Here is a 19,605-nt window from a genome sequence, read left to right as displayed (position 1 = left end):
ATGCGCCGCAAGGGATTGTTGGAAGGTTTTTGTGTGCGGGGAGAAAAGAATACCTCTTGACATGATGTCAAAAAATAATATCATAAGGACATGAAAAAGAAACACCAGATGACCCTGAAACAGATATTCGCCCGCCCCGTTTCGGGGAGCATCAGATGGGCGGATATTGAGGCCCTGTTTGTGGAGCTTGGCGCGGAAGTAAGCGAACGTGCTGGTTCTCGCATCGCTGTGGTGCTGTTCGGGGAAGTGAGAGTGTTTCACCGTCCGCACCCTGCGCCGACTACGGACAAAGGAGCGGTTGCGAGCGTACGTATCTGGCTGGAAGGCCACGGAGTGAAACCATGAATAATGTCATGACATTTGAAGACGGCTACAAGGCCGTCATTGCCTATGACCCGGAAATCGAGATGTTCCGGGGTGAGTTCGTCGGACTCAACGGCGCGGCGGATTTTTACGCCGCCGATTTGGAAGGGCTGAAGCGCGAAGGTAAAATCTCGCTGGAAGTCTTTCTGGAGGTCTGTGCGGAAAAGGGGATCGCCCCCAAGAAGCAGGCAGGACGCTTTGCCTTGCGGCTCGATCCCGAGACGTACCAGTCTGTCGCTATTGCCGCCTCTGCTTCGGGAAAGAGTATCAATCAGTTTATCGTGGACAGCCTGAAGCAGTCCGTGCAGGCGGTTTGAGAAGGATAGACATGTGCGCTGCTATCCATCCCGGAGAAATTCTCCGCGAAGAATATATGGCCCCGCTCGGCTTGAGCGCGAATGCCCTTGCCATCGCCCTCGGCATCCCCGCCACACGGATTCATGAAATCCTGCACGAAAAGCGCGGCGTCAGCACGGATACAGCCATGCGTCTGGCCCGGTATTTCGGGACTGACATGGAGATGTGGATCAACTTGCAGGCGCAGTATGAAGCCTGCCTTCTGAAAAGGGAAAAGGGGCAGGAGTTCATGCGGATCATCCCGCATCGGGCTGTACAGGCTTCCCTTCAGTAGCTATGGAAAAGTATACCTATCGCGTCATTTGGTCGGAAGAGGATCAGGAGTTTGTGGGGCTGTGCGCCGAGTTTCCCAGCTTGTCATGGCTGGAAGAGGAACAGGACGCGGCCTTGCATGGAATCGTCCGGCTTGTCTCGGATACGTTGAAGGACATGGAAGCGAACAAGGAGCCGATCCCTGAGCCGCTTTCCCTTCGCAAGTTTTCCGGGAACTTTGTCGTCCGCACGACGCCTGAGATGCACCGTCAGCTTGCGATCCTCTCCGCAGAGGCGGGAGTCAGCCTGAACCGATTGTAACTATACGATTTTCTAGTTAATTTTCCAACAGGCAGTAAGTTGGGTACCTTTATTGGGCTTGCTCCGTATTATAAATGTTCCTCCGCTTAGCTCCACCCGTTCCCGCATACTTTTTAGGCCACGTCCCGTTTCCTGCATTCCCATAGCCGCTGTAATGTCGAAGCCTACGCCGTTATCCGTAACGCTGACTTTCAGTGTGTTCCCTTGTTTTTGCAGACGGATCTTGACGGATGTTGCCCCGCTGTGTTTGGCGATATTGTTCAGGCTTTCCTGAATAACCCGGAAAAGCACGATACGTAGCGTCATGGGAATGTCGTTTTCGTCCACATCGGCGGCGAGATCCAGCCGCAAGTGGGAATACGCTCCTTGGTAGTCTTTGCAGAACCATTCCAGCGAAGTAAGCAGACCTACATCGATATGGGCCGGGCGTAATTCATTTTGGATGCGCCGGAGCTGGCGCGCCAGCCCCTTGACCAGATCGACGGCCTCGTTAAGCGGTTCTTGCACTTTGATGGCGTCTGGCCTGTCGAGCATCAAAAGTGCCCGTTCAATACCGAACTTGATCACGCCCATTGTTGCTCCAATGTCGTCGTGCAGTTCCGCCGCTAGTTTGAACCGTTCCTCCTCTTGCGCCTGAAGCAAGCGGTTGGACAGGCGTTTCAGTTCTGCCGTCCTGGTTGCTACTTGCTCTTCCAGCCCTGCGTGGGATTCTCGTAATTCGTGCTCTCTGTGTTCTATCTCGGATACGAAATAGAATACGGATCGGGCCATCTCACGGATTTCCCATGCTCCGTCATATGGGATGTTGGCAGAAAATCCCTGTGTTCGCAGACGCATACAGTTGTTGAGCCTAATGACGGGCCGGATGACGTGACGTGCGAGGTATAGATAGGTCGCCGCGATGACCGCCAGCACCAGCACGACGAAGCCGTACAGTAACCCTGAAAGCCCGGACACCCGCTCGGAAAAGCCGTCCCGTGCGTGCTCGGCGTCGGTTTTGGCCTGTGCCATAAGTTGTCCCGCTACGATCATGATAGATTCGGACAGTGCATCCATACGGATGGTCAAAGCGGCGAATTGCTGTGAGACGGCGTGCTGGCGCTTGAATGACGGGATAATGCCGTTTTCGCCCTGTGCGCACAGGATGAGTTTGTCATACAGGTGATTGGCTGCTTCCACCATCCCCGAGATATGCGGAGTAGACGGGACACGCGACAGATCGGCCCTGACGTTGCGTACCCATTCGTACATCTCGGAGGTCACACGTAGGCCGTAGGGCACATCTAGGTCCGTGCTCAATACGAGAAGTAGTGAGAGGACTCTGTAGGCTCCTTGCTTCCACGCTTCCAGCTGCTCTACCCCGGAAACGTCCAGTGCGATGAGTTCCTCCGAAAGCGATCGCAGGCTCTTGACCTGATTCTGGCGCTGTTCCCGCAATATGATCCATCTGGTAATCAGAGTGTTCACGTCGTAGGCGATTCCATCAAGCGACGAGAGCTGTTCCTTCAAGCTTTCCACCTTATCCTTGTACAGCCCGATGGCTTCCAGCCGGGATGCCATTTCCCCTGCTTCATCAATACGTTCCTTTAGGGTAATGATAATGGCTTCGCGCACCAGTTCGCTGTCCGTCTGCATCAAGCGGAACATCATGCCGCGGAGCCATTCGCATTCGCGGACAAGCGCGGTCGTCTGGGTCAGGACGGGGATTTTCTGTTCGGCGGCTTGTTCCAACATGGCGTTGATGTCACGGAAGGCGAATAGCAACACACCAGCCAGCAGTACGAACGCCGTCGCAAACAGGAGCAGAGGGAGACTGGCCATGCTGGCAAGACCCAACGGGTGGCGGAGCAGATTCATGGATTTCCTCCCAGAAAAAGGGAAGGCACCTTCTCGATCCCATCTAGCGGGGACATAAGCCCGAGCCCAAGTTGTTCCAGATGGCGCAGGGACGGTTGCGCAACCAGCGCGTACGGGCTGGTCGTCAACCACAGTAGGGCATTGTCTTCGACAAGTTCGCGTTGCAACCGATCGTATAAGGTTTGCCGTCTGCGGGGGATGGCCTCCTCAGTGGCTTGTTGCATCAGTGTCTCAACCGTATCGTTGGCGTATCCCCCAGAATTCGTCCACACGATCCCCCGGTCACTGTTGTTCTTGCTGTAGAGGCGGTGAATCCCAATCACTGGATCATACCAAGCGAATAATTCGTCCAGCACTACCTGATAGTCTCCGGTCACGACATGGTGCATCCAATCGGAAACACTTTCCGAGTCGCGTGTGCGGACTTCGATGCCAAGCCGTGCGGCGAGTTCGTACTGAAGCAGGCGCAAAAGTTCGCGGGGCAGGGGGGAATCCGGCGAATAGTCCACAATAATGGAGAAACGTTTACCATCTTTGCCGCGCGGGTAGCCTGCCTCGTCGAGCAGACGGTTGGCTTCCGCAATATCGTGCGGCGCGGGGAGCGGCGTATAGAAAGGTGCCCCCGGAGGGAAGGGACCTGACAAAGGCTTCACCATGCCATGCAGGAGGCGCTCCGCAAGGAAGTTTCTGTCGATGGCGAGCGCGAAGGCCCGCCGCACCTTGCGATCGGAGAAAGGCTTCTGACGCAGGTTGTAGGAAAGGACTGTGTACGGATGGAGATTGCCCAGCGGCAGGACGGTAAGCGGCGCGAATTTGTAGTCATCGAGGAAACGCCGCAACTGAATGCACGAGGCGAAGAGGTATACGTCCACCTCTCCGGAGGCAAGGGCAAGAGGGATTTCTCCTTGATCCCAGAAAATGCGGAACGTCAGTCTGTTCGCAATCGGTCTATCTGGCAGAAAAAAGCGAGGGTTCCGCACAAGCCGGATGGAGCGATCCGGGGTAAAGGATTCCAGCATGAACGGGCCCGATCCGACGGCTTTCTTGTTGGCGGGATGTGTGGGGAAAGGGTGCCCGTTATCGAATACGTGCCGAGGAAGAATAGGCACCAGCGCCGGCACGAGCACTTTCGGCAGCAGGGGAAACGGGCGGGAGAGCCGGACTATAACGGTGTGCGGGGATGGCGTATCCACACGCGTCACGGATTCGAGCATTGGCCGGAAAGGATGGTACTCGCGGCTCATAAGGATGGAATAGGCGACGTCGCCCGACGTGATAGGGTGGCCATCATGAAAGAACGCGTTTTCCCTCAGCTCGAAACGGACACTGCGTCCGTCCGGGCTGGCTTTCCATGATTTCGCGAGGTAGGGCACGGCGTTTCCCGCCGCGTCCACCCTTGTCAGGCCAGCATAGATCTGGGCTCCCACAGTTGCTACCGTGCTCCCCGACAACAGCGCGGGATTGAAATGGGGGGGCGTGGATTCGATGGCAACGACGATTTCCTTTATGCCGGCGGCGGAGGCGGGGCAGGAAAACGCCCAAAGGAATGCGGCGCAGCACAGCGCCCAGAGCATACTGCGCATTGTTCACCGTCTTTTCATATCGATAAGGCCGCATTCCAGAGCAAACATCGTGACTTCACGGACATTGCGCAGCCCCAGCTTACGCATGAAATTCGTCCTGTGGGTGACGACTGTTTTCTCGGCGACGCTTAGGCGGGCGGCGATTTCCTTGTTGGAACAGCCTTCGGCCACGAGTTTGAGAATCTCGCGTTCCCGCTGGGTGAGCTGATCTAAGGGAGATGCTATCTCTTCCGTTTGTTCTCCTACGCACCAGTCGATCATGGTACCAGTCAGTTCCGTGCTGACATACCGATTGCCCCGGAGCACGGACTGGATGGCAAAGAGGAATTCCTGGCGGTCCGCCGTTTTGAGGAGATAGCCGTGCGCGCCAGCCTTGAAAGCCGCGCGGATGTGCATGGAAGTGGCGTGCATGGAAATGATGAGGATGCGGGTGTCGGGGCATTCTTTGCGGACATGCGCGATGACCTCCAGGCCGTCCCTGCCCGGCATGGACAGATCGAGCAGCAACAGATCCGGACGGCTGGCCACGGTCATGTTCACGGCTTCAAAACCGTCTCCAGCTTCACCGATGACTTCCAGCCCTTCTCCCAACAGAAGAAGCTGTTTCAGGCCACTGCGGAACAGGGCGTGATCCTCCGCGATAACGATGGATACGGACATGGAGCACCTCCGTCGGTTCCCCTCTTAGATAAGCCGAAATCTTTTCCGAAACAATACGGTGTTTATCCTTCATCTCTAAGGTGCGGGCCGGATTGTCCGGGAGAACTGTCGTCCGTAGAGTGTTCCATGACCGAACTCCCCTGTACCGTTTTCCACAAGGAGGATCGTTATGGCAATACGAGAAGGCACAGGCGCGGTTCCGCAGATTGCGGATACAGTTTACGGCAATGGAACCATTCTGACGATGAATCCCGCACAGCCTGAGGCTGAAGCCGTGGCCGTGGCTGGGGGCGTCATCATCGGTGTGGGCGCTCTGTCCGACATGAAGGCGCTGTGTGACGCGGAATCCCGCTTCGTCGATCTGCGTGGCAGGACCATGCTACCCGGCTTCATCGACGCGCACAGCCATTTCATCGACAACGCGGCCCGGACTCCATGGGTCAATATCAACAGCAAGCCTCTTGGGCCTGTGGAATCCATTGAAGATATGCTCCGGTTGCTTGGCGAGCGTGCAGGGAGGACCCCCGAAGGGGGATGGATCGTCGGTTGGGGGTATGACGACACCATGATCAAGGAAATGCGCCACCCGACACGGGTAGATCTGGATACCGTCAGCACCAAGCATCCCATCGTCATCCAGCATATTTCTGGCTGGGTCACAGCGGCGAACTCGGCGGCACTGCGCTTGGCAGGGATTACGCGCGACACGCCTGATCCCGAGAATGTCGTGATCCGGCGTTCCGCCTCAGGAGAGCCCTCCGGCGTAATCGAGGCAAGCCACTGTCCCGTGCTGGCGTTAGTGCCTCAGCTGGATCAGGATCAGTTTCTCGACACTTTGTCGGCGGGCTCCGACATGTACCTTGCCAAGGGATGCACCACGGCACAAGAGGGGTGGGTAGCTGATCCAAACTGGTTTCCGCTCATGGGCGAAGCCTTGAAGAGGCGTACCCTCAAACTCCGCCTTGTCCTCTACCCGCTCGGGCAGGACATCAGCCTTGAAGAGTATGGGCGCGTGTTTCCGGATGTTCCTTCCGGCACACCGTTGGACGAAGAAGGTAAGCTCGTCATGGGGGCCACAAAGCTATCAGCAGATGGCTCCATTCAGGCGTATACAGGCTTTTTGAGCCAACCCTACCATAAGACACCGGAAGGCAAACCCGGATATGTGGGATATCCGTCCAACGACTTAAAGTGGCTTCGGCAGCGCATTATCGATTTGCACAGTAATGGACACCAGATCGCGGTCCACTGCAACGGTGACGCTGCCATCGATGCAGCCCTCGACGCCTATGAGGAAGCGCAGCGCCAGTCTCCTCGCGGCGATACCCGGTTCATCGTCATCCATAGCCAGATGGCACGGCCCGATCAGATTGAACGCATGTCCCGCCTCGAGGCGATACCGTCATTCTTCATTACCCATACCTATTTCTGGGGGGATCGGCATTACGCTATCTTTATGGGGCCGGAACGCGCCGTACGCATGAGTCCGGCGGGCGACGCCCTGCGCTGTAACCTCCCCTTTACCCTCCATAACGACACCTTCGTCACTCCCATCGATCCCCTCCTTCTAGTCTGGTCGGCTGTCAACCGCCTCAGTTATGGGGGGCGGGATCTCGGCAAGGCCGAACAGGGCATCCCTGTTTTGGAAGCGCTCAAGGGCATCACCATCAATGCCGCTCGGCAGGGTTTTGAAGAGGGAGTCAAAGGCAGCATCGAACCGGGTAAATTCGCGGATTTTGTCGTTCTCGACGAAAACCCGCTTGCTGTCGATCCCATGTATCTTAAGGACATTGAAATAGCGGCCACTATCGTGGGGGATGTGCTCGCCTACGGTGCCCTCTAACGGCGGCCTCGGCCGAAAAAGGACTGTCATGACGAACTTTACCAAATACATGCGCCTGTTGGCTCTGGGAATCACTTTTTCCGCCTCAATGGCGCTCCCCTATGTGCATATTAAATTTTATGATGTCATCCGTGAAGCTACACAGGCCACCAACAATGAGCTTGGCCTGCTCATGACAATTTTCACCGGCGTGGGGATGCTGTTGTACATACCCGGCGGAGTGTTGGCCGACCGCGGATCGCCGAAGAAGCTTCTGATCATCTCGCTGGCGATGATGGCCGCTCTCAATACGATTTTCGCCGTACACACATCGTATGTGATGGCGCTGCTCATCTGGGCGCTGCTCGCCGTTTCCGCCAACATGATCCAGTGGCCGACGCTCATCAAGGCCGTCCGTGACACGGGAAGCAAAGAGGAGCAGGGGCGCATGTTCGGTACCTTCTATGGGGCTACTGGCATCTTCTCTTCCCTTATCGGCTTTGCGGGGGCGGCACTTTATTCCAGCGTCGACGACCGGATTCAGGGGTTCCACTATATGCTGTACGGACAGGCCGTCATCGCGGTGCTCGCGTTGATCGCCGTGGCCATGTTTGTCGACGACAAGACTGAGTACAACCAGAACGTCAGCGTCCCGGAGGAGAATCCCTTCAAGAGCGCGCTTACGGTTATGAAGCTCCCCGCCGTATGGATGATGGTCATTCTGATCTTCTGCGGCTACGGCATGTACATCGGTATCGCCTATATGACGCCTTATACGACGAACGTACTCGGCGTATCCATCACCTTCGGGGCCATACTCGGCACTATCCGGGCTTTCGGCCTCCGCATTCTGACCGGGCCCTTTAGCGGCTATATTTCAGACAAGATAGGATCCACCGCCAAGATCCTCATGGTGTGCTTCCTTCTCCTCATAGGGATGCTGTTCGTGCTTCTCCGTCTGCCTGCGGGCACCTCCAGCACTGTGATCATCCTACTCACCATGATGTTCAGCTTCTTTGGGCTGGTGGTGTACACTATCATGTTCTCCTGTATGGAAGAAGTACGCATTCCACCGCAGTACACCGGCATCTCGGTCAGCGTGATCAGTTTGCTCGGTTACCTGCCCGACGGCATTTTCTCGCCCCTGTTCGGACACTGGCTCGATGTCTACGGTAACGAAGGGTACAGGATTATCTTTTATTTCCTCGCAATGATCAGCCTCATCGGCTCGATTGTAAGCCTGCTTATCTATCGGCGTGGCAAGGCCATAAGAAACGCTTAATCAAGGAAAGTAACATGAAGCGACTTATAGCACTTTTCTTCGCCGCCGGGCTTATTCTGAGTACCACGACGGCAGCGCAAGCCGTGGACTTCAAAGTCAAAGGCCTGTCCCAGCACCGTCTTTCTTGGGCTGACCGCAATTTCACCAAAGGAAATGGCGATGACAACTTCAAAGCCGCCAGCCGGTTGCGCACCACTATTGAAGCGGTTGTCTCGGAATCCCTCAAGGGCGTGGTTTTTCTTGAAGTCGGACACCAGAACTGGGGTGTCTCCAAGGATGGCGCATCCCTCGGTACGGACGGAAAGCAGGTCAAGGTGAGCTGGAGCTATGTTGATTGGAGTGTCCCCAAAACCGAGGCGAGGGTTCGTATAGGGCTTCAGCCGTATACTCTCCCGACGTTTACAGGCACGGGATCGCCTATACTTGATGGTGATGGGGCAGGCATATCCATTTCCAACCGCTTTTCTGAAAACGTGGAAGGCACATTGTTCTGGATCCGTCCGGGCAACGACAACGCATCCGAGGAAACGGGGAAGAGGGACCCCCATGATGCGATGGATTTCATCGGCGTCACGCTACCTCTGTCGCTTGAAGGACTTAAGGTTATCCCTTGGGGGATGTACGGCATCATCGGCCGCGATAGCCTGCACGGCAGCGCGGGCGACTTGGAAGTGGCAGCGGCGGGCCTCCTGCCCCAGCTTGCTACACCCTCCATCGTGTCCCTGTCTGACGATGCCCACGGGGACGCATGGTTTGGCGGCGTCGCTTCCGAATTGACCGTACTGGATCCCTTCCGTTTCGCTTTCGACGCGGCTTATGGCAGTGTGGATATCGGCTCCGCACCCGTAAACGGAAGGAAGCTCGATCTGAAGCGTTCCGGCTGGTATGCGGCTTTTCTCGCTGAATACAAGATGGAGAACGTCACGCCGGGTCTGTTGTTTTGGTATGCTTCCGGGGACGACGCCAACCCGTGGAACGGATCGGAACGCATGCCGTCTCTCGATCCTGATGTGTATGTGACCTCCTACGGATTTGACGGAACCTACTATGGCGGCGCGGCCCAGACTATGGGGTACGGGTTGTCTGGCACATGGGCGGTCATGGCGCAACTTTCCGATATTTCCTTCTTGGAGGACCTCAAGCATACAGTTCGGGTAGTATACTATCAAGGTACCAATAATACGCAAATGGTTCGGGAAAAGTCCGTCACCAACCCACAGGACACTATGTACAGTATGCTTTATCTGACTACAGAGGATAAAGCGTTCGAGGTCAATGTGGACTCGTCATACAAGATTTACGAAAATCTCTCCTTATACTGGGAACTGGGATATATTCGGCTGGATATGGATGAAGCTCTATGGAAAAACAGTGTGGGCTACGAAGCGAACAAGAATAATTTCAAGTGTACGTTGTCTATGATTTATACTTTTTAAAAGCTTCGTGTATTTCATGACAAAAAAAGGAGGCGCCGAGTTTTTCTTTGGGTTCACTGAGTTTTCGCCGAACCCCAGATAATGTCACAATGTATAAAATCCCCCGTTTCAGGCGATGAAAGCCCCGGTCAGCCCACACTGCCGGGGCTTTCGCGTCACCCTTGGCCTTCCTTCGCGGGCGTCTGCCCCTTGATCTTCACCGTCGCCTCGCCCACATCATACGACTCGTTGTATTTCGCCTCGATCCCGTCCTCCTTAGCTCCAAGCCACCGGGCGGCGAGCTTCCAGCAGAGGGCTTCCGCGCTGCCGCTGCGCCGGGCGAAGCTGGCAAGCTGCGTGTCGAGCTGTGTTTTGTCGATGGCCTTGGACTCGGCGGACTCTCCCACGGCGGACTGTGGACGGACCATACGAAGGGCGATTTCCCGCACGCTGGCCTCGTCGCGGGCAAGGGCTTCGGCCTGCGCCTGAAACGCGGTACCCGACGGCTCCACGTACTGCGCGGTGATGCCGCCCGGTTCCGTACTCATGAGGGCGTTGGAACTGGCAACCACGAACGTGTCCCAATGCTCCTGGCTTACGCCGCCCACATTGAGCAGAGGGACGGCCCGGTCGAACAGCATCTTGTCGAGTTCCGAGTCCCGCCTGTAGATGCGCAGGATCAGGGACAGCACGTCGTCCGTGGCGGGGAGCCCGGTCATGGGGGAGGTCGGCTCGAACAGGAACGGCACCAGCGGCACGGCGCCGAGCCCGTGCCTGCGCTCGCCGTCCTCGGCAATGGTGTACTCGGTGTTCTCCTTGTCCTTCATCGGGCGGCGGTAGCGAGTCCACGAGTCCCGCGTCCAGACGGTCAGGGTTTCGTAGCGGAGCGGGGCGGCGAAGGCTGCGGGGTGCTCCATCTCTTCGCTGTGGACGACCGCCCACGCGAGGCCCTTGGCGTCCATCCCCCAGTCCCACACGTCGTCGGGGCTGATGGAGGTGAAGTAGGGCACCATACGGCGACCGCTGGCCCTGTCCTCCGCCACGGTTTCCCCTTTCTTTTGTTCCATGTCCACGATGACGAACCGCGCCCCGCCTGCCGCCGCGAGCCGGGTCACGTCCGCGAAGAAGGCGTCGGCGGTCATGCCGTACCTGTCGGCGTCCGCCTCGATGGGGCGGAGGGCATCGGGCAAAATACGCTCCGGCCGCCCCTCGTTGATGAAGCTGGCGAACACGTCCACGATGGGGGCCGCGAAGTTGCGGTAGGTGGCCCGGCTCGCCCGGATGTCGTATTGCTTGTCCGATTCGTAGGTGTGGCGCGTCAGGTAGGCCCTGTTCCCCTCGATCCGTTCCCCTCCTTCGTAGAGATCCATCGCCTTCCGGCGCTTGGTGGAGGATGCCGCGTACAGCGGGTGTTTCTGCTCGTAACTGCTGTTCATTGTCGCTCCTTATCCGTGCGAGCTTCCGAAGAAGATTTCGCGTTTCTTGATGGGGAATTCGACCGCCGTGTAATACCGGACGGCGGTGGTAATATGCTGGTACTCGGCGTCCTCTTCCTGAAACGTGCTGCCGCCCTTGAGCTTCAGCGTGGAAAGGCCCTTGTGCAGCATCGGGCATTTCCCCTTGTTCACGAAAAAGGAACGGACGTTCATGGCGTCGCAGATCTTGGCGTTGAGGCTGGCTTGCCCGTCCTTGATCGCGGGATTGGTGCGGGGCACCTTCTGTTGAACCCGGAACCCGTTGCGCCTCAGTTCCTGTTCGAGGGTTACGTAGTCGCTCGCGTGCCCGTGCTTTTCGCCCACATGCCCGCTGGCGTCCCCGTAAAGATAAACGATGCCCCTGAACCCCGCGTACCGTTCGCAGAACTCGACGGCCGCCTGTTTCGCCACGGCGGAAGAGAGCACGATTTCGTCGACGGCATAGACGTTTCCGTCCTTGTCCGTCTGGAGGATTACGGAGGAAAGTGGCGTGAAGTTGAAGTCGTGGGTCCATATGACGTCTCTGCCGGGATCGAAGGAAACGCCCGTCAGGTTCCCGTCGCCGTATTCCGGGTAGACGAGGTTTCCGGGGTTGCTGCTCCCGTACCTGTTCATGACGTAGACGTTGACCCATTCCGTATGCTTGCCGGGAAGCTGGAGGAAGTAATAGCCGTACCCCGCCGTGTGGTTTTCGATGTTCTCCGCTTCCGGGTTTTCCCGGTACTGGAGCTTTCCCTCGGCATCCTTTTCGACGAGAAGAGCAGGGGGCTGGGCGAAAAAGTCATACCCTTCCGGGCGTTCCTCCTCGGCGAGCCTGTACCACCAGTTGTCGACGTTGCATGAGTTTGTGTCGGCGATGATGCCCGTCCACGAGAACCCGCCCTGCATCTTGCTCGGATAGCGGTTCACGCGCCCGGTCGCCATTTGCAGAACCTCTTCCGGCAGTTCGCTGGCTTCGTTCAGCCATACGCCCGTCAGCTCAAGGGACTTGAGCTTTTTGACGTGATCCGGGCGGTCAAGGCTGATGAAGACAAGCTCGGCCTGTACAGCCGTCCCGTCCTGAAGCGGCATGTTGATAAGGCCCATGATGGGGTGCCCGTAGGAGATTTTCGTTACCGCCCCATACCAGTCCATCCATGTCTTGATGGTGGTCGTCTTCAGTTCGCCGTAGGTGTTGCGGATGATCGCCCACCGCGACCGCCTGAGCCCCATGAACGCCTTCTGGCGGAGGATGCGGGACATGACCTCGGCGCAGCAGCCGACGGATTTCCCGGAGCCCAGAGGCCCGCGGACTCCACGGAAAAAGGCGTCGCTGGCATGGAACCGCGCAAGCGTGGGTTCCGCGTGGTAGACGGGGACGGGGATGCCGTCAGTTACCGTCGCCTTCATGTCTCCTCCCGCCGCCCAAATCGAGGACGATGGCAACCCCGTTCCTGCTTTCCTCGCCGCCTTCGCCTTCCATCCGGGCGAGGCTGTCCGAAACCCGGCGGATCTGTTCGAGGACCATCGAATGGGCAGCGTCCAGCCGCAGGTAGTGCATCTCCTGCGTTTCGGAGGCCGTGGAAAGGGATGTGGACTCGCGCCCCTCGGCGTCGGCCTGTTTGCCCTGCGTCCCCGTCAGCACCACCATTGCGGGGATCTTCCTGCCCGTCCCGTCGTCCCTGCCCACGTTTTCCATGTCGTCCTTGGCCTTTTTCAGGCGTTTGGCGATGCGCGCTTCCTTGACGCGGAGCGTCTTGAGCTGCTCGCGGAGGGTTTCGCACGGATTCAGCGTGACCGCATTGGCGTAGGCGATCTCCTCTTCCGTCATGGTTTCCAGCGATATGGCCTCATATGCGCCATGTTTCAGAGCGTTTTTATTGCCCTTTGGAGGGCCGTCGTTTGCGCCTCCGTGAATACGGCACTTTGTTTTTCCCTTTACCGCATGGTTCCTGCATTGCTCGCCTGAGCGTTTCGATTTGGCTGTGCATTGCACGGGGTCGTTCCTTTGCTTTTTTCGTTGCATCGCCGCGACGGGATGCTATACTGGCGCAAAACTCAAAAGAGGAGTCGCGTATGAAAGCTATTTCGGTCAGGCAGCCTTGGGCATCGTTTCTCGCCGGCGGAGGAAAATCTGTGGAGTGCCGGACATGGCGCTGCAATTACCGTGGGCCGCTGTTGATCTGTTCGAGCAAGGGGGATTACCCGATCAACGACGGGCTCATCGCCCCCGGCGGGATGGGGCTCGGCGTGGTCGAACTTGTTGATGTGCTCCCCATGACCAAGGCCGACGTGCCTGCGGCCATGCTGTTCGACGATGACGTGGAGGACGCGCTCAAGGGCTTTGCCTGGCATGTCAAACCGCTCTATGAGGTCATCCCCTTCCCGGTGAAGGGCAAGCTCAACTTCTTTGAGGTGGACGATGCCCTCTTGAAGCGCCTGCCGGATGGGTATGAGGATCATTGCGATTATATGTACCAGCAGGGGCTGCGCTGGAAAGACGAAGACGACCCGCTGACGCTGGAAGAATTCCTTGAGCAGCAGGGGCTCGTCTAGACGCCCAGCAGCCCGGCCAGCTGAGAGCCATGTACAAAGGCTTCCCAATGGGGGACGCCCAGAGCCTTGAGCATGGCTTTCTTCTGGCCTTCGTTTTCGCAGACGACGGTGAAATAGAACTCGCCGCTGGCCTCCCGTTTCATCTTCTCTGTCGATTCCGCCCGGTGCGCCTTGATTTCGCGCAGGGTATCCTTGGCTTCGGCCACTTCTTCAGTATCGGAGAAGGCCCCGCCCATGTCGCCGTCGAACATGACGGAGATGTCGCCGGAGGAGAACCCGAACTCTTCAGGATCGATGCCGTTTTCTCCAGCCAGCCCGTTCAGCTTGTCCATATCCCAGTCGCCCTGCATGGAGGGGTTGTTGAGCTGGACATTCAGGAGCTTCTCTTCTCGCTCGTCGACGTCCACCACGGACACCTGCAGGTCGTAGTCTTGGGAGCGCTCAAGCTGATCGAGCTGTGAAAGCCGCTGATGTCCCGAAACGAGATTGCCGGTCCTCCGGTTCCACACAAGCGGCTGGACAAGGCCGTGCTTCGCCAGCATCCTCTTGAGCCGCTTGCGGGCGTCTTCGGAAATGACGCGCGGATTGTAATCCGCTCCATGGATCTCGCCCCGGCTGATGACCTCGACTTCAAACTTCTGGTACTTGCTGAGTTTCCCGCCCACGGCGTTCCTCCTTGAGCTGATGGTGGATGATCCCCGCTTCGACGAAGGGGAACCACGCCCTGATTCTGGCAAAGTCCGCGGGGAAATGCCGCTTCACCGGGATGACTTCCCGCGCCTGTAACGAGCCGAACGAAAAGCCGAGTTTGCGCGATTCGACGCCGACCTTGAGCTTGTTCTGCCGGATGTAGGCGACCACGTCCTCTTTCCTCCATTCCGCCACGGGATAGATGCGCCCCCGCTTTTCGTCGATGGTTCCCGAGGACTTGATGATGGCCCGGCGCCATACCGAGTCCGCAATCCGTTCCCCGGCCGCAATCCACCAGATGTCGGTGTTCAGCCGCAGGTAGTTGTAGACGTCCCTGATGCTGACGACGGGCACGGAGAAGTCCGTGGGGCGGTATAGGCCGTAGCGGAGGAACTGTGAAAGTTCGAAGTGGGGCACCCGATGGATGGGAAGCCCGTACCTGTCCTCATAGTAGCGGCAGATCTGTTCCTGGAAGGAGAGCCCCTTCACGTAGTACATGAAGAAGCCCTCCACATGCCGGAAGTGCTTCACGCACAAGTCCAGCGTGACGACGGAATCTTTGCCCCCGGAGAAGGAGACAAGGACGCTGTCGGTGATGGCCGCCGCCGTTTCGACGGTGCGAAAAAGCGGGCGGGTCGACATCAGTGGCCGCCTGTCCCGGTGGCGCGCTTGAACCGCGTGGGCGACATCTGCGTCTTGAATACGGCGGCGGAACGCATGGCGCGGGCCTGATTGCCGACGGCGTAGTTCCGGTTCCGGGCAATGCGGCGGCCAGCACCGGTAAGGCTGTTGATCCGGGATACCGTGGAATTGGGGTTCATCTTGGGCATGGTATTGCTCCTTTCCATGACATCGTTTCCCAAAATTGGGGATTGCCTCAGCCGAAATATGTGAGCCGCTTATCCCGCGATCCAGCGCGAAAGGACGTTCCCGGCCGCTCCTGCCGCAGCCGCTACAGCCACGAGTGCGGCCATGCCCCCGGCCCGGCGGTTTTCGGCGGCTTCAAGCGCGGCAACGCGGGTTTCGAGCATGGACATGCGCTTGCCGTGGTCACGCAGGTTTGAAATGACCACATCGTCGATACGCTCGCGCAGTCCGGCAAGTTCGGCCTTGACCGCAGACAGTTCGGCCTTCACTTCGCCGAGATCCCGCAACATCTGCATGTCGTCGCTCATTGCGCCTCCTCAACGCTCTTGATCCACAGAAGCAAGTTCCCGGCCTCGCCTGCGGGCAGGTGCACCCACTCGCCTGGCTCGGTGAACGTCTCGCCCCGGTAGGAGTAGGACCACTCACCCGTCACGACGGCCCCCGGCGTCAGCGGAGCCGGGCTTGTCGCGGCTGTCGGTTCCGCCCATCGAGCGCACCCACTCGCCGCCAGCATCATCACGAACAGCAGTGCGATCAGCCTCGCGGCGTTCACCGTACCGTTGACGCAGCCACAGCTTGAGGAGCCCGGCGAGCGATGAAAGGAACTCAAGGACGGCCCGCACATCACTTCCCCGTCACGGCCTTGACTTCGGCCTTCACGGTTTCGGACTTGCCGTCCGCCACGGCACCCTTGTTCTGCCCGAAGTGCGCGGCAAGGGCATGGACCCAGCGGTAGAAGACGGCATAAAGCCCCACCGTTTCCTTGGGCACGGGCATCCAGACGGTGGCTACGGCGCACAGGCCGCACACGGTCATGACCACGCTCAGGGCGACGGCGAGCCACGCCGCGTCGGGGTACTGCGCGGAAAGGCTCATCAAGGTCGAAAAGATGAAATCAATCACGGTCGCTTCCATCAGTACTTGCCTCCATGCTGGTAAAAGGCCACGTCGCGCGGCTTGTCGGGGTCGTTGTCCACATGGATCCACGTCGGAGCCAGCTCGACGCGCCGGAACCCGGCCTCAAGCAGGGCTTGCAGCATGGCGAAACGGGAATGGGAATCCACGCAGCGGATATCCACAGCGTAGCCGCGAGTGTGCGCTGAGGTGGGCACACCGCCGACCGCCCTGTTGTGTTTGGGGCAGCGGTAGGCGGAAGAAAGGGGGAACGGGATGCCCGCCAGATCGCGGGCCTCATCGAGCATCTGGAGCAGGTCGGCGTCCATCTTCTCCATGCCCGTGCCGCACCCGCATTTGCAGCGGAACTCGACCGGGGAGAAGTGACGCAAGGGAAGAACAGCCATAAAAAACTCCTGATTTTTGGTCAGGAGCATACCATTTCAAGGGGATGAGGGTTCAAGGGGTTGTTGGAAGGTTTTTTCCTCGCGCGGCTTTCTTCCAGTAGCCGTGCCCGCCGTTCACAGGCTCGACCCAAACGTCGGTATATTGGCAATGTTGACACCCACAGAATCGAGTACTCATGTGCCCGAAGATATGCGAACCGTAACTCCGCATCTCATCCCGTCCGCACAACGGACAAGGAGGACACTTTCGCGGACGTCCCGGTCTGTTCTCGTTGTCGAATGCGCTCACGCTCCTCTCCTTTCATGCTCCCCCGCCCACATGCGAAGGGCCGTCACCGCGACATCAAGGGCCTCGTCCCGCATCCGTTCGGGCGTCTCCTTCTCCACGGCGATCACCAACTCGTGGTATTCTTCCCCCACGACGCCGAGGGCTTGATATTCGCCATCCGCGTGCTCAGGCCACGGGTGCTTCTCCCGAGCCTCGCCCATGCGCTTCGCCAACGCCGCCATCAGGCCGCGCCCGGCCTGCACGCTGCCGTTGCCAAGAATCAACTCCGCTTCCATCAATTCCACGACATCCCCCACCTTTCGCCAGCCTAGAAAGCGGCGGCTTCCGTTTCCTGTTTCCATACGTTGTGCTTCATGAGCCCCCGTTCCGGCCTCTTACCCTTGCCGAACAGCGGTTTGCGGTCCTCGACCAGCCGGTAGACATACGAGACGCTTCCGTTGCGATGCGCCCGTTGTGGCCCGAATACGGCGATCTCGTCGCGCTTGACGTTCCACGCGGGGAGCTGCGCGTGGATAGCCCTGCCGAGAGCGTCATTGGTGCGGGCCAGTCTGTCTACAAAGCTTTCATCTTCCCTGAACGGCACAACGACCTCGACGATCCGTGAGGGGCTGCTGGTTCGCTGCTGGCTCGACACGCCTGGACGCTCCTTTGGGGATTTCCCCGGTCAGATAGTTTTCGATGACTTCCCGCGCCTCCCACCAGCCCTTGCAGACCTCGACGCGGTACCCGGCCTGACGGAGCGCTGTGATCAGCTCCTTCTGCGTGGCCTGAACCGTCCCCCCGCGCTGGCGCTTCATCTCGATGTACAGCCCGTGGAACCCCTGCCGGGGCGAGGCAAGGAACACGTCGGGGACGCCCGCCACCACGCCCTCGGCCTTCAACCGTGCCCCGGTGAGCTTGTCCCGGCGTCCGCCGTTCGGGATGTGGTACATGACGAAGTGCCGGGCATACGGCGTTCGCTGCCACCAGTCGAACAGGGCTTTCTGCTCTTCCGACTCGGGAGGGCACGGGGCCCGCTTCGCCGGTGCGCGCCGGACGGGGGCAGGTTCGTTGGAAGCGCTCCATGTCATAAGCCGTTCTCCTACAGCGCCCGTTGCAGGACGCTCCTGAAATTCGCCGGAATGGGCAGCGGCTTCCGGCGGTCAAACTGTCCGGCCTGATTGTCCGGCCTCACGCCATGCCGCCATTTCTTCATGAACGACAAGCCCGCCTTCCAGCCTTCTTCGCGCTGCGCCTGTGTCGGTATGTCGATGACGGGATCGCCAAGCAGAGGGCCACGGGCCGCAACCGGCACAAGCGGGGGCGGTGCGTCCGCCTCGTCCTCCCATCGCCGCCCGGACAGCCAGCCCGTCAGCATCTTCGGCGTTTTGCCCCGCGCCATGAGGTCGGGCCTGCGTGCCGCTTCCTGTTGGGCCGCCCGGCATATGGCGGCCACTAAGGGCTCGGACAGCCCCTCAATGTCGATAAAGACGTCCGCAGCCTCGGCCTTGTTGCGCTTGTAGCCGAAGGCGTCCCATACGCGGTTGAACCACGCCAGCCGCTGCCCCGTGAGTACACGTTTGGTCGCCGTCCGATACGCCGGTTCAGGTGCGGGCCTTTCCCCGGTAGCGGGTGCGGCAGCGCTCGTTGTGGGTGGGTTGTCCGTAACGTGTACGGAAGCTGGAACCGTGTCTTCCCGCCTTTCCTTTCCCGGGAGGGAAGCCTCCTCCGCTGCATCGGCGGATGCAGAAGGGATTTCTTTTCTTGCTTTCTTCCCTTCTTCTATCGTGTGCGGAACCTGTGCGCCGCTTGTGCGCCCGTTGTGCGGCTGCTGTGCGGCCTCTTCCGTAGTGGACTGGTATAACTGCCAATTCACGACGGTAATCAACGTGCATACTTTTCCGAAAGTCTTGCGCGAGATGAAGCCGTCGTCCTCAAGCGTCGCCAGCATCCGCATCACCTGATACCGCGACAGGTCAAGCTCGCTCGCCAGCAAAGCCCCGGAACAGGCAAGCTGACCAGGCAGGATTTCCTGCCCGTGAAAGTATCCTTGCTTCCAGTTCGCCTTCTGGAGAAGTGTGATCATCAGCCCACGATACAGCGCGCCCCGGCTCCACGACTTCGAGTCCTCAATCTTGCGCCAGACCTTGAAATAGCCGCCCATATTCACACCTTTCCCTTGACGGCAGGCCCGGTTGCGGGCATACTGTTTTCAACGTTTTGATGAATAACTCGCATGTTTTCATCCTCCTTGGCCCGGTGTTTCCCCACCGGGCCTTTTTCGTGTTCTGAACCTTCAAGCGGCACTTCAATTCTATCTCCACACTTCGCGCAGGCCTTCCGATACAGCCAGTTCCAGCTATGCTTCTTGCAGGGCCGCAAATACGGATATTGTGCGGCGGCTTCCCTGAGGCCTTCCGCCGTAAGGAATCCCACGGCTTCGGGTGAAGGAATACGGTGGCGGCAACGGATGTTCATGACTCCACCAGCCGCTTGAACAGGTTGATGAAGTAGATTTGCCCCTTGCCCGTGATCTTCGGCGTGCGGGTGATGTGGC

Annotated in this window: 25 protein-coding genes and 1 pseudogene; 8 read left to right on the top strand and 18 right to left on the bottom strand. The window is 58.7% G+C overall.

What is annotated here, in order from left to right; translation table 11 throughout:
• Positions 1 to 90 precede the first annotated feature (90 nt).
• The 4 genes from HMPREF0178_RS12640 to HMPREF0178_RS12625 are packed head-to-tail and all read left to right on the top strand — an operon-like array spanning position 91 to position 1,293.
• Positions 91 to 345: a type II toxin-antitoxin system HicA family toxin gene (locus HMPREF0178_RS12640; RefSeq protein ID WP_009368437.1), complete on the top strand. Its 255-nt coding sequence runs from the start codon at positions 91 to 93 to the stop codon at positions 343 to 345.
• A complete protein-coding gene (locus HMPREF0178_RS12635; protein WP_009368436.1) occupies positions 342 to 680 on the top strand; it encodes a type II toxin-antitoxin system HicB family antitoxin in 339 nt (112 codons plus the stop codon). Before HMPREF0178_RS12640 ends, HMPREF0178_RS12635 begins: the two co-directional genes overlap by 4 nt.
• Before the next feature lie 11 nt (positions 681 to 691).
• On the top strand, positions 692 to 994 hold the full coding sequence (locus HMPREF0178_RS12630; protein WP_009368435.1) for a HigA family addiction module antitoxin: 303 nt from the start codon (positions 692 to 694) through the stop codon (positions 992 to 994).
• Between the two features lie 2 nt (positions 995 to 996).
• Positions 997 to 1,293, top strand: a complete 297-nt coding sequence (locus tag HMPREF0178_RS12625; RefSeq protein WP_009368434.1) for a type II toxin-antitoxin system HicB family antitoxin — start codon at positions 997 to 999, stop codon at positions 1,291 to 1,293.
• Positions 1,294 to 1,305: 12 nt separating this feature from the next.
• Here HMPREF0178_RS12625 and HMPREF0178_RS12620 read toward each other — a convergent pair whose 3' ends face one another.
• The 3 genes from HMPREF0178_RS12620 to HMPREF0178_RS12610 are packed head-to-tail and all read right to left on the bottom strand — an operon-like array spanning position 1,306 to position 5,393.
• The gene (locus HMPREF0178_RS12620) at positions 1,306 to 3,150 is read right to left on the bottom strand and encodes an ATP-binding protein (protein WP_009368433.1); all 1,845 of its coding nucleotides are present in this window, start codon (positions 3,148 to 3,150) and stop codon (positions 1,306 to 1,308) included.
• Positions 3,147 to 4,733, bottom strand: a complete 1,587-nt coding sequence (locus HMPREF0178_RS12615) for an ABC transporter substrate-binding protein (protein WP_009368432.1) — start codon at positions 4,731 to 4,733, stop codon at positions 3,147 to 3,149. Before HMPREF0178_RS12615 ends, HMPREF0178_RS12620 begins: the two co-directional genes overlap by 4 nt.
• 3 nt (positions 4,734 to 4,736) lie before the next feature.
• Positions 4,737 to 5,393, bottom strand: a complete 657-nt coding sequence (locus tag HMPREF0178_RS12610; protein ID WP_009368431.1) for a response regulator transcription factor — start codon at positions 5,391 to 5,393, stop codon at positions 4,737 to 4,739.
• A 169-nt stretch (positions 5,394 to 5,562) separates the two neighbouring features.
• Between HMPREF0178_RS12610 and HMPREF0178_RS12605 the strand changes: the two genes are divergently transcribed.
• Genes HMPREF0178_RS12605 through HMPREF0178_RS12595 form a run of 3 tightly spaced genes read left to right on the top strand, consistent with a single transcriptional unit; the run spans position 5,563 to position 9,933 of the window.
• Positions 5,563 to 7,236: an amidohydrolase gene (locus tag HMPREF0178_RS12605; protein WP_009368430.1), complete on the top strand. Its 1,674-nt coding sequence runs from the start codon at positions 5,563 to 5,565 to the stop codon at positions 7,234 to 7,236.
• Positions 7,237 to 7,264: 28 nt separating this feature from the next.
• Entirely contained in the window at positions 7,265 to 8,497 is a 1,233-nt protein-coding gene (locus HMPREF0178_RS12600; protein ID WP_009368429.1) for a nitrate/nitrite transporter, read from the top strand.
• A 14-nt stretch (positions 8,498 to 8,511) separates the two neighbouring features.
• Positions 8,512 to 9,933, top strand: a complete 1,422-nt coding sequence (locus tag HMPREF0178_RS12595; protein ID WP_009368428.1) for an outer membrane homotrimeric porin — start codon at positions 8,512 to 8,514, stop codon at positions 9,931 to 9,933.
• 155 nt (positions 9,934 to 10,088) lie between these two features.
• On the opposite strand, the gene HMPREF0178_RS12590 is transcribed toward HMPREF0178_RS12595, so the two are convergent.
• From HMPREF0178_RS12590 to HMPREF0178_RS23045, 4 genes and pseudogenes are all read right to left on the bottom strand, one after another.
• Positions 10,089 to 11,348 carry a DUF4055 domain-containing protein gene (locus HMPREF0178_RS12590; RefSeq protein WP_009368427.1) on the bottom strand — a complete coding sequence of 420 codons (1,260 nt, stop codon included), beginning with the start codon at positions 11,346 to 11,348 and terminating at the stop codon, positions 10,089 to 10,091.
• Between the two features lie 9 nt (positions 11,349 to 11,357).
• Positions 11,358 to 12,776, bottom strand: a complete 1,419-nt coding sequence (locus tag HMPREF0178_RS12585) for a hypothetical protein (protein WP_009368426.1) — start codon at positions 12,774 to 12,776, stop codon at positions 11,358 to 11,360.
• The gene (locus tag HMPREF0178_RS12580) at positions 12,757 to 13,197 is read right to left on the bottom strand and encodes a hypothetical protein (protein WP_039959049.1); all 441 of its coding nucleotides are present in this window, start codon (positions 13,195 to 13,197) and stop codon (positions 12,757 to 12,759) included. Before HMPREF0178_RS12580 ends, HMPREF0178_RS12585 begins: the two co-directional genes overlap by 20 nt.
• Positions 13,198 to 13,269: 72 nt before the next feature.
• Positions 13,270 to 13,392, bottom strand: a pseudogene (locus HMPREF0178_RS23045) (HGGxSTG domain-containing protein); the annotation flags it as partial.
• A gap of 50 nt (positions 13,393 to 13,442) precedes the next feature.
• On the opposite strand from HMPREF0178_RS23045, the gene HMPREF0178_RS12575 reads away from it, so the two are divergent.
• Complete coding sequence (locus tag HMPREF0178_RS12575; RefSeq protein ID WP_009368424.1) at positions 13,443 to 13,922, top strand: ASCH domain-containing protein; 480 nt, start codon at positions 13,443 to 13,445, stop codon at positions 13,920 to 13,922.
• Here HMPREF0178_RS12575 and HMPREF0178_RS12570 read toward each other — a convergent pair.
• The 11 genes from HMPREF0178_RS12570 to HMPREF0178_RS22045 all read right to left on the bottom strand — a co-directional run.
• Positions 13,919 to 14,587, bottom strand: a complete 669-nt coding sequence (locus tag HMPREF0178_RS12570) for a hypothetical protein (protein WP_009368423.1) — start codon at positions 14,585 to 14,587, stop codon at positions 13,919 to 13,921. The two genes, HMPREF0178_RS12575 and HMPREF0178_RS12570, sit on opposite strands and share 4 nt — an antisense overlap.
• The gene (locus HMPREF0178_RS12565) at positions 14,553 to 15,254 is read right to left on the bottom strand and encodes a phosphoadenosine phosphosulfate reductase family protein (RefSeq protein WP_009368422.1); all 702 of its coding nucleotides are present in this window, start codon (positions 15,252 to 15,254) and stop codon (positions 14,553 to 14,555) included. Before HMPREF0178_RS12565 ends, HMPREF0178_RS12570 begins: the two co-directional genes overlap by 35 nt.
• Entirely contained in the window at positions 15,254 to 15,442 is a 189-nt protein-coding gene (locus tag HMPREF0178_RS12560; protein WP_009368421.1) for a hypothetical protein, read from the bottom strand. Before HMPREF0178_RS12560 ends, HMPREF0178_RS12565 begins: the two co-directional genes overlap by 1 nt.
• Before the next feature lie 69 nt (positions 15,443 to 15,511).
• Positions 15,512 to 15,787 (bottom strand): hypothetical protein, encoded by a 276-nt coding sequence (locus HMPREF0178_RS12555; RefSeq protein ID WP_005027273.1) that lies wholly within the window; start codon positions 15,785 to 15,787, stop codon positions 15,512 to 15,514.
• Between the two features lie 316 nt (positions 15,788 to 16,103).
• Positions 16,104 to 16,382: an RNA-binding protein gene (locus tag HMPREF0178_RS12545; protein WP_232281272.1), complete on the bottom strand. Its 279-nt coding sequence runs from the start codon at positions 16,380 to 16,382 to the stop codon at positions 16,104 to 16,106.
• 11 nt (positions 16,383 to 16,393) lie between these two features.
• Positions 16,394 to 16,780: a D-Ala-D-Ala carboxypeptidase family metallohydrolase gene (locus HMPREF0178_RS12540; RefSeq protein WP_009368418.1), complete on the bottom strand. Its 387-nt coding sequence runs from the start codon at positions 16,778 to 16,780 to the stop codon at positions 16,394 to 16,396.
• A 285-nt stretch (positions 16,781 to 17,065) separates the two neighbouring features.
• Complete coding sequence (locus tag HMPREF0178_RS12535) at positions 17,066 to 17,344, bottom strand: hypothetical protein (protein WP_232281300.1); 279 nt, start codon at positions 17,342 to 17,344, stop codon at positions 17,066 to 17,068.
• A 32-nt stretch (positions 17,345 to 17,376) separates the two neighbouring features.
• Positions 17,377 to 17,652, bottom strand: a complete 276-nt coding sequence (locus HMPREF0178_RS12530) for a hypothetical protein (RefSeq protein ID WP_009368416.1) — start codon at positions 17,650 to 17,652, stop codon at positions 17,377 to 17,379.
• A complete protein-coding gene (locus HMPREF0178_RS12525; protein ID WP_009368415.1) occupies positions 17,633 to 18,139 on the bottom strand; it encodes a VRR-NUC domain-containing protein in 507 nt (168 codons plus the stop codon). The genes HMPREF0178_RS12530 and HMPREF0178_RS12525 overlap by 20 nt, the downstream gene beginning before the upstream one ends.
• A gap of 11 nt (positions 18,140 to 18,150) precedes the next feature.
• Entirely contained in the window at positions 18,151 to 19,212 is a 1,062-nt protein-coding gene (locus HMPREF0178_RS12520; protein ID WP_009368414.1) for a hypothetical protein, read from the bottom strand.
• Between the two features lie 2 nt (positions 19,213 to 19,214).
• Positions 19,215 to 19,605: hypothetical protein (locus HMPREF0178_RS22045; RefSeq protein WP_232281271.1), on the bottom strand; the 391-nt coding region annotated here is incomplete at its 5' end.

Source organism: Bilophila sp. 4_1_30 (genome assembly GCF_000224655.1).
GTDB classification, from domain to species: Bacteria; Desulfobacterota; Desulfovibrionia; order Desulfovibrionales; family Desulfovibrionaceae; genus Bilophila; species Bilophila wadsworthia.
This window is presented reverse-complemented; position numbering and strand designations above follow the sequence as displayed.